This is a genomic window from Thermodesulfovibrionales bacterium, assembly GCA_035622735.1.
In the GTDB taxonomy this organism is placed as follows: Bacteria; Nitrospirota; Thermodesulfovibrionia; order Thermodesulfovibrionales; family UBA9159; genus DASPUT01.
In genome coordinates, this window is record DASPUT010000200.1 from 1 (window position 1) to 5,295 (window position 5,295).

At 53.8% G+C, this 5,295-nt stretch carries 6 protein-coding genes; 4 read left to right on the forward strand and 2 right to left on the reverse strand.

Going from position 1 to position 5,295, the window contains the following annotated elements:
* From VEI96_10610 to VEI96_10625, 4 genes are all read left to right on the forward strand, one after another.
* The coding region (locus tag VEI96_10610) for a class I tRNA ligase family protein (protein ID HXX58441.1) at positions 1-755 on the forward strand (755 nt) is incomplete at its 5' end.
* A complete protein-coding gene (locus VEI96_10615) occupies positions 748-1,233 on the forward strand; it encodes a hypothetical protein (protein HXX58442.1) in 486 nt (161 codons plus the stop codon). The genes VEI96_10610 and VEI96_10615, both read left to right, overlap by 8 nt.
* Before the next feature lie 39 nt (positions 1,234-1,272).
* Positions 1,273-2,088: a carboxylating nicotinate-nucleotide diphosphorylase gene (nadC, locus tag VEI96_10620; protein ID HXX58443.1), complete on the forward strand. Its 816-nt coding sequence runs from the start codon at positions 1,273-1,275 to the stop codon at positions 2,086-2,088.
* 227 nt (positions 2,089-2,315) lie between these two features.
* The gene (locus VEI96_10625; protein HXX58444.1) at positions 2,316-4,184 is read left to right on the forward strand and encodes a tetratricopeptide repeat protein; all 1,869 of its coding nucleotides are present in this window, start codon (positions 2,316-2,318) and stop codon (positions 4,182-4,184) included.
* Between the two features lie 105 nt (positions 4,185-4,289).
* Here the strand turns inward: VEI96_10625 and VEI96_10630 are convergent, their stop codons facing one another.
* Together VEI96_10630 and VEI96_10635 are read right to left on the reverse strand one after the other, a co-directional pair.
* Positions 4,290-4,844, reverse strand: a complete 555-nt coding sequence (locus tag VEI96_10630) for a hypothetical protein (protein HXX58445.1) — start codon at positions 4,842-4,844, stop codon at positions 4,290-4,292.
* 122 nt (positions 4,845-4,966) lie between these two features.
* Positions 4,967-5,295 (reverse strand): hypothetical protein (locus tag VEI96_10635; protein ID HXX58446.1); only part of this gene is annotated, 329 nt, incomplete at its 5' end.

The following is a 5,295-nucleotide window of genomic DNA, read 5'->3' on the forward strand; positions in this document are numbered from 1 at the left end:
GTGTCTATCAATTTATCTGGCATGAGTTCTGTGACTGGTATATCGAGATGTCAAAAGAGGCCCTTTACGGCGAGACAGAAGATAAATCCGAGTCCGTTGCGTGTCTCCTCACCGTGCTCGAGAATTCCCTGAGGATGCTCCATCCCTTCATGCCTTTTGTGACCGAAGAGATATGGCAGACGTTGAGGGATTTTGTGAAGGATGCGGGAGAGAGCATCGTCGTGTCTCCCTATCCCGTTGACCTGTCCGAGGACCCGGCGGCGGAAAAGGAGATATCCCAGGTCATTGAGGCCGTCACGGGAATACGGAACATACGGGGAGAAATGAACATATCCCCCGCTCTGGAGGTTACGGTTCGTGTGAAGACCTTTGCCGAGAGTACGACGGAGGTGCTCATGAAGAACCTTGCCCTCATCCGGAGGCTCGCGAAAGCGAGGGACATCGAGGTTGGAAGAGCCCTAGAAAGACCGAAAGGCTCGGCTACTGCCGTGAAAGACCTTTTCGAGATTTACGTTCCGCTCGAAGGGCTTTTGAATATTGCTGCGGAAATTGATAGACTTATGAAAGAGAAGAGGAAGGTGGAAGAGTCTCTGAGCCTGCTCGACAAGAAACTGCGAAACGATGATTTTAGAAAGCGGGCCCCGAAGGAGATCTTCGAAAAGGAGCTGGCGAAGCATGAAGAACTCGTTCAGCGGGATGAGAGACTCGAAAAAGGCATCGGGCGTTTAAAAGAAGTGGGGGTGGAAAATGGCTGATTTGGAAACAAGAGAGCTCAAAGACGAAGACCTCGACCTTATCGAGGCCGAATTTGTCACGATCAGACAGAGTTCGGTCCGGTCCGTAGAAGGCGGTCATGTCGAACTTCAGCAGGTGGGAGCCCTGAGTATTGACGGCGAGAGGATCGAAATCACGCAGAGTGCGTCTACGCTTGTTCACGGCGGAGATATCCATTTCAATCAAAGCATGGGTCTGATAACCGTGGGGAATAGCCTGAATCTGCAGTACTCGTTTTCGCCAATTTCCGTCTCGAAGGATTACACGGTTGTCAACAGAAGTGCAGTCGGTCTGCTCGGCGCACGGGACGTGAAGGCGGAAAACACCTCGGCGGTCGTGATGATAGCCGGCAGGGTGGAAGGAGAGGTGACTACCCTTCTTGACTGGCGGTCGGCTCTCGCATTCGGTGCGGTGCTCGGGGGGGCGCTGGGTCTGATCGCGCTCTTCAAGAAGCAATAACGGTTTTCGACGACGAATAAAATGCAGATACCCGCCAGTGTGGAACGTGTGATACGCCTCGCGCTCGAAGAGGACATCGGGAACGGTGATATCACGACGACGCTCCTCATCCCGGAGGACCAGCAATCAAAGGCGTTGCTCTTAGCAAAGGGAAGTTTCATCTGCGCGGGGATGCCGTTTGCCGTCAAGGTTTTTCAGATCTTCGACCCTGATGCGAGGATTACGACATTCTATGCTGACGGCTCACGGGTCAAGAAGGGCGATATCATAGCCGAAATCTCCGGCAGCACGCGGACGTTGCTCACCTGCGAAAGGGTCGCCCTGAACATTCTCCAGAGACTTTCCGGCATCGCAACGCTCACCGGCGAATTTGTGAAGAGGGTGAAGGGCCTTCCCGTCAAGATTGTGGATACGAGAAAGACAACCCCGGCATTGCGGTTCATGGAAAAGTATGCCGTGAGGGTCGGCGGAGGCAGCAACCACAGGGCCGGCCTCTATGACGGCATCCTCATAAAGGATAATCATATAGAGGCTGCGGGCACTATAAGGGCAGCCGTTCAGGCGGCGAGGAACGCACACCATCTCGCGAAAATAGAGGTTGAAGTAGAAAATCTCAACGACCTCCAGGAGGCCCTGAAGGCCGGTGCCGATGTTGTGATGCTCGACAACATGTCTGTCGAGGATATGAAGAATGCGGTAAAGATGGCCAAAGGGAAGGCCATCGTGGAGGCCTCCGGCATGGTAACGATCGACAAGGTCAGGGGCATCGCCGAGACGGGAGTCGATCTCATATCGGTCGGGGCCCTCACGCACTCCGCCCCTGCAGCAGATATCAGTATGAAGATTGTGCGGTAGCCCTTAGAGGAATCGGTAGGAGCGGCGTTACGGGTGGCTCATGACACGAGGGTATCTTTCAGTGTGTTCCGGGAGGGCAGGGGAGGTGAGCCAGTTCTCCGGAGAAGTCCTCTCCTCCTCATGATCGTCGTCTTTCCCGCTCATTTTGCCTCATATCCCCGCGCCCTTTGCAAAGGCTTCATCCACGGAAGTAAGGGTCGATTCTTGGAGATCCGCGGGCGGTACTCGTGAATCCGCGGAAGGACAGTCTGAAGACGGCCGTGTTCTTCCCCGTTGCTGTCATCGCCCTCGTAGCATTCGGTGTCTATTTCGATGCTCTTTCGAGCGGCTTCATCCTTGACGATTATGCACAGGTCTTGAAGAACCCCGTTATACGGGACTTAAGGAATATCCCTGAAGTATTTCTGAGAAGCGCCTGGACATTTGAGGGAGCTCCGCCGACCTCTAACTATTATCGGCCGATGCTGAATCTCCTCTATATGGTTATTTACCGTATCTTCGGAATCGAGGCATGGGGGTTTCATTTCGTGAGCGTGCTCTTCCATATCGGCGTTTCCATACTGGTATTCGTCATCGCATCAGGACTATTCGGTGCGTATATGACGCGGAGGGCCGGAGAAGCCAGCCCTCCGGCCCGGCGGTTCGTCCATTGGGATACGGCGTGGCTTCTTACACCTCCCTTTATCGCTGCCCTGTTATTCGCGGTACATCCCATTCATACTGAGGCGGTGACTTGGATAGCGGGTCTGTCCGACGTCTCCATGGCCTTTTTCTATCTGCTCTCTTTTCATCTGTACGTGAGATCTCGGGGAAACTATACCATGAGCTACGTGGTGTCGGTGTTGTCGTTTCTATTCGCCGTCCTCTGCAAAGAGCCCGGTCTCACGTTGCCGGGAATTCTGATAGCCTACGACTATCTCTTTGAAAAGCGGACGTTCTGGTCTTTGCATACGGCGGCACGGTATGCGGCATATCTTCTCGTCGTGTGCTGTTATGTGATCGTGCGATTCCATGTCCTGGGGGGACTGGTGCCCCTGAAGAGGCTCGGGGGGTTGAGCGCGTCTCAGTATGCGATGAATGTCTTCCCTGTTCTTAGCCGGTACCTGCATCAGCTGATCCTCCCCGTGAATCTCAATTTTTGGCCCGTCTATAATCCGATCACCTCTCTTCTCACGACGGAGGGTATGGCATCCCTCTTCTTTGTTTTGATCATCGCCGTCAGTCTGGTTATCGCGTTAAAGAAAAACAATCTTGTCTTCCTCTCCCTGCTGCTCATCCTGGTGCCCCTCGTACCGGCACTATACGTCAAGGGGATTGCCGGTAAGCTGTACTCCGAGAGATACCTCTATCTCCCTTCTTTCGGGTTTGTAATGCTCATCGCCTTCTTCTTTGTGCCGAGCAGATTCTCGCATCCCGAAGTGAAGAGGGGACTGCTCGTCGTCATCGCCCTCCTGCTGGGAGTCTATGCCATGGGAACCATCAGCAGAAACACGGTATGGAGGGACGAGCAATCCCTTTTCCGGGACACGGTGCAGAAGTCCCCGAACAGCGTTGTGCCCCGATTTGAGTTGGGGAATGCCCTATTGATGGAGGGACGGTGGGATGAGGCGATAGAGCAGTACCGCACAGCGGCGCGACTGGAGCCGAACCTTTACGTCATACATCACCATCTCGGGCTCGCTCTCGCAGCCGAGAACCGTCTGTTCGAAGCGGTGGAACAGTATCAGGGCGCTCTATTGCTCAATCCGGACCGTGCCCAAATCCATGAGGATCTGGGACGTGCCCTTGCCGAAGCCGGCTTCAAGGATTTGGCGATCGGCGAGTTCAAGACAGTGCTAGCCCTGCAACCAAGCGCTGCTCATTACGATCTCTTAGGAGTCGCCTATGCCCAGCGGGGACAGATGAAGGAAGCGGTATCACAATTCCGGATGGCAAGTTACCTCGCTCCGGCAAACGCACGATATGCCCGTGACCTTGCCGAGGCCAGTGAAAGGGAAAGATCCGCCCCCGGAAGAAGAGGCGACGAATTGACGCATCGCTGGGAATATGAGGATAGAATTCTGGCCGGTGTCGAGATATTCAGTTTTGTGTGGTGAAGAGCGGAGATCTCGAGCAGTATCATTCTTGGAATCGTTTTTTTCTCCCGAGGAGAAGAGATAAGATACTCGAAAGGGGGCTTAGTTCGGTAGTGCAATGATGGCTTAAGGAAGGGTACCCATGCCCCCGCGCCACACCGTCTCATCCGGTTGGGGCTTTTGTCTCACTTCAACGCTCCTCATGACAAAGTCTTTCGTCTCTCCCATTTCATACTGTCCGAATCGAATGGCCAGGTGTACGCTGTTGATACCGTCGGGAAGGAGTTTGTGGTGCCATTCCCCGGAATAACTCGCCAGACTGGCGGGATAGAGTATTTCCGTCAAGACCGAACCAGGGCGGATTGTATCGAGCGGTCTTACCCTGTCATGGTCCTTGGGAGGCATGCCTTCGAATACGAAACCGCCGTCGGCTATTCCGTTTTTCAGGAATCTCGTTTCACTCCAGTCAATGGTGAGCTCTTGAGACGATCTATTGCGGATCGTCAAAAGAAACCCCTCGTAGCCGGTATCGGCCTGTATAACGGAAATCACTGCGGAATAATATTCATTCTTTATTTCATGCCAGAAGGGACTCGTTTCCGACTCCCAGACATATCTCGGTTCCGATGCACATCCGAAAACAGTGATGAACAAGACGAGAGAGAGTATCGTGCCTTTCATTGTCCCTGCCTTACGCTTTCCTTCCGAAAGTATAGCAAAATCCATGACCCCAGAAAAAGTCAGAATATCGTGAGGGGCCTATCTCCCGTAAAGCGAAAAAGCGAGGGCGGACGCTTTGCCTATCATAGTTCGCGTGCGTCCGTCCTGAATTCCCTTATCGCCTCAGTCTCGATGACGCCGGGCCGTTCCCGGTATTTCGGAGAGGTGTGCACGAGGACGAGATTCTTCACCCCTGCTTTGCGGGCGATTATTCCCGTGATGCGTGCGGTGAGATGATGCCTTTCGACCGCCCGTTCAAGATCCTCATGGAGGAAGTAGGCTTCGCAGTAGAATGTGTCGGAGCCCGTAACAAACTCGATCACCTTCGAAATGTTCTCTTCCCCGGGTGATATGTCCGTTATGTAGGACACCTTCTGCCCCTCGGTGATCCGGGCGATATGAGCGAGGTCGG